The 3,521-nt window shown below is 74.1% G+C and carries 3 protein-coding genes; 1 reads left to right on the top strand and 2 read right to left on the bottom strand.

The genetic code is table 11. The features are described 5' to 3' along the window. Positions 1-640: 640 nt before the first annotated feature. Together ABGA99_RS36445 and ABGA99_RS36440 are read right to left on the bottom strand one after the other, a co-directional pair. Complete coding sequence (locus ABGA99_RS36445; protein ID WP_347576749.1) at positions 641-1,246, bottom strand: dihydrofolate reductase family protein; 606 nt, start codon at positions 1,244-1,246, stop codon at positions 641-643. 973 nt (positions 1,247-2,219) lie between these two features. Then, complete coding sequence (locus tag ABGA99_RS36440; RefSeq protein ID WP_347584276.1) at positions 2,220-2,585, bottom strand: helix-turn-helix domain-containing protein; 366 nt, start codon at positions 2,583-2,585, stop codon at positions 2,220-2,222. A 78-nt stretch (positions 2,586-2,663) separates the two neighbouring features. On the opposite strand from ABGA99_RS36440, the gene ABGA99_RS36435 reads away from it, so the two are divergent. Further along, the gene (locus tag ABGA99_RS36435; protein WP_347584275.1) at positions 2,664-3,356 is read left to right on the top strand and encodes an NAD(P)-binding domain-containing protein; all 693 of its coding nucleotides are present in this window, start codon (positions 2,664-2,666) and stop codon (positions 3,354-3,356) included. Positions 3,357-3,521: the final 165 nt, after the last annotated feature.

Genomic DNA, 3,521 nt, shown 5'->3' with positions numbered 1-3,521 from the left:
CGGGGGTCCGATGCGTGGTGGCCCCGGGGGGCGGGAGGCTGCCGCGCCGGGGGGCGGGTGCGGAGGGCTGCCGCGCCGGGGGCGGGGGCGGGTGCGTGGTGGGCCCGCGGGCGGGACGTTCCCGGCGCCGGGGGCGGGGCCGGGTGCGTGGCGGCCCCGGGGGCGGGACGCTCCCGCGCCGGGGGCGGGGCTCGGTGGGCGGGGGCCCTGGTCGCCGGACGGCCCGGCGTCGTGGGGAGGGCGGGCGTCGGGGTGGGCGATCTCGTAGAGGGACGGCCCAACGTGGGCTTTTGGAGCATGGGGCCCCCACCTCGGAGCCCGGCCACGTCCCCGGAGGAACCCGCTCCGGCCGTAGCGGCGATCACACGCAACACCCCGCGCCCGCCGGCACCCGGACCCGGCCCACCCGGGGAAGCAGCGCCCAACTCCCAGCCGCGCGACGCGCGTCCGCCCGGCAACGGCGCGCCGGGCCCCTGTCCTTACCGCCGGAAGCGGAGAAATCGTGCCGTAACTCGCAGTAACACCCCGGGATGCGACCCGGATCGGCCCCCAACCGCCGATCTCCGCCCACCCGGACGCATCCGGCAAGACGAGTCGCCCGCCGGCCTGACGGCGGTCCGGACCGGCGGACGGCGAGACGTCACGCAGGGGCGCGGAGCGGCGGGTGATCGAGCACGCGGGGCTTGTACTCGACCAACTGGATGCGGCCGTCGAAGGTGCGGTGTTCGATCATCTCAAGGGCGACGTCCGGATAGCCGTCGTAGATGCGTTCTTCACCCGTGGCCCCGGTGATCACCGGGAACATCACGACCCGGAAGCGGTCGACGAGTCCGGCTCGCAGCAGGGAGCGGCACAGGCTCAGGCTGCCGATCGTGCTGAGGAGCCCCGAGCCACTCGACTTCATGGCGCGGACCGCCTCGACTGCGTCGTCGCGGACGAGCGTGGAGTTGGCCCACGTCAGTGGCTCCTCCAGCGAGGAGGAGAACACCACCTTGGGCGCTTGCGTGAGCTCGTCGACGGACGCCTCTTCCTCGGGCCTGAACTCGTCCAGGCCGTCCGGGAGCTCGCCGGCGGCGAAGCCCGACATCTGGCGGTAGGTGTTCGCTCCCATCAGATAGGTGACCTCGGGCTGCTCGCCGAGCCATGCGAGGTACTCCGGGCCCTCCAGACCCCAGAACCCGGGCCATCCCTCTCCCGATGCGTGGCCGTCGAGGGAGGTGATGAAGTCGACGAGAAGCTCCGGCATGGCGGTGTCCTTTCCCTGGGTGTCACGAGCTTCGACCGGCCGGGAGCTGCGAACTCATCGGCCGCGCCGTCGGGTGACGAGGAATCCCGTGATCTTCGCGCCTTGCGAGGCATCCCACGGACACCCCGGGCGGACTGGCTCACTCCAAGGCCGCTCGGGTGAGGAAAATCGAGCAAAACTCGCAGCACCCGCGCTGGGAACTGGGGCAAATCGCCCTCGGTGGGCGACTTTCGCCCATCGACGCGCGCGCGGCTGCTCCGAGGCCGGGCAGCAGCCGTCCGGGGCTCCCGAGCGGAGGAATGGAGCCGTCACTCGCGGCCCGCCTCCGGCCTCCGCCCCACGTCCACCGGCGAGACCGGCGATCGGGACAGACCCGGTACCCGGGGTCCGGCCCTCGTCCGCCGGGGGAATCGGCGATCAGGGAGACCTCGGCGCCCGGCAGCCCGCCCCGTCCGGCAGGCCACCGGCGACCGGGCCCGCCCCGCCTCCGGCCTCGCTCTCCATGTCGGTCGGGAACATCGGCGCTCGGGACAGCCCTCGTGCCCGGGGTCCGCTGCCCCGTCCGCAGGGCTCGGCCTCCGTAGTGTCGGTCGAGGGCGCCCGCTCCCCTCGGGCCACCCATAGCCGCCGGTCTGTCACGGGCCGGAGTCCGCAGTCAAGGGTGGGGCGAAGCCCCATCGTGCAGCGACGTTCCCGGAGCGAAGCGGAGGGAGCGCCTTTGACGGCGGACGGAGGCCCGCACACTCACATGCGGGGTGGCCCGGGGGAGCCCCGACGACACCGCCCCACCCCGAAACGGCCCCCCCGAACCCGGCCCACCCCACGAGCGACCCCCAGCCCGACACCGCACCCCCGTACCCGGCTCACCTTCACGACGTACCAGCTCAACACCCTTTGCACCCGCCGCTGTCAGACGAGCCGCATACCCTTGGGCGGGCGTGAGGGGGTGTACGGGCGCGAGATTCCCGGGTCCCTATCCCTCCCGCGGCGACGCGCACGATGCCTCCTGCGCTGCCATCACCTCGTCCCCGTGCGCGAACGCCCACTCCCCGACCGCGCCGATCGGCGTCAGCAGGCTCTCTCCCAGCTCAGTCAGCCGGTACTCCACCCGCCCCGCCGCTCCCGGCCGCTCCTCCCGTACGACCAGCCCGTTGAACTGCAGCCGTCGCAGCGTCTCCGTCAGGACCTTGGAGCTGATGCCCCCGATCCGTTCCCGCAGGTCCACCGGCCGTCTCGGGCCGTCGCGCAGCGCCCACAGCACCACGGCGTTCCACGTATGGGAGAGCAGGTCGAAGGCGAGGCGGGCGCGGCAGTCGGCGAGAAAGGAGTCGGTCGTCACGTACCAAATGGTGCCCGAACCCCCTTCTAGCGTCGTTGTGAGCCCACCAGGCAGCACGCACGCAGAAAGGAACCAACCATGAGAATCGGCGTACTGGGAACCGGCAACATGGCCCACGCCCTCGCCACCCACTGGGTACGCGCCGGGCACCACCTCACCGTCGGCGGACGCGACATCCACAAGGCCCGGCACCTCGCCTCCCGCCTCGGCGGCGACACCGCCGCCGGCAGCCTGCGCACCGCGGCCGAGGACGGCCAGGACGTCGTGCTCGCCGCCCTGCCCTTCGGGGCGGGCGCGCGCGTCGTACGGGATCTGCGCACCGCCCTGCACGGCAAGGTGCTCCTCGACTGCTCCAACCCCGTCGGGCCCGGCTTCCGGCTGCTCACGGACGGCGGTCCCTCGGCCGCGCAGCAACTCGCCTCCGCGGCACCGGGAGCCCGCGTGGTCAAGGCGTTCAACCTCTGCCACGAAGACGTCTGGCGCATGCGCCCGCCCGTCTTCGACGGGCGCCCCCTGGCCGTGCCCCTCTGCGGCGACGACGCCGCGGCCCTCGCGCACGTACGTGATCTGATACGCGACGTCGGCTGCGCACCCGTCCCCGGCGGAGGGCTCGAACGCGCCGGGCTCCTGGAAGCGACCGCCGCGCTGTTCATCGCCCTCTGGGTCGGCGAAGGCGCAGACGCCCAAGCCATCGCCCCGCCCCTCGCCTACGCCACCGGACCCGCCGGTCCTCCGGGAGCTGAAAGCGGTACGCGGGTGCCACTCCGCTGAGTCCTCCTCGGCGCACCACCCCGGTCCTCGCCGGCGCCGCCGGCCGTCGCCACCCCCCGGGGTGGCCCCGGCGCCGCCGGCCGTCGCCACCCCCCGGGGTGGCCCCGGCGGCCCTCGGCCCCGCCGCCCGGCCCCGCACCCCCGCCCCGACCCGTACCCCTGCCC

This window comes from Streptomyces sp. B5E4 (assembly GCF_039871555.1).
Classification (GTDB): Bacteria; Actinomycetota; Actinomycetes; order Streptomycetales; family Streptomycetaceae; genus Streptomyces.
Note: the sequence above shows the minus strand (reverse complement) of the source record. Positions and strands in the feature narration are given on the sequence as shown.

Bases quoted from the DNA above. Each gene is read 5' to 3' on its own strand.
- ABGA99_RS36435 (WP_347584275.1), top strand. From the start codon at position 2,664: ATGAGAATCGGCGTACTGGGAACCGGCAACATGGCCCACGCCCTCGCC.
- ABGA99_RS36445 (WP_347576749.1), bottom strand. From the start codon at position 1,246: ATGCCGGAGCTTCTCGTCGACTTCATCACCTCCCTCGACGGCCACGCA.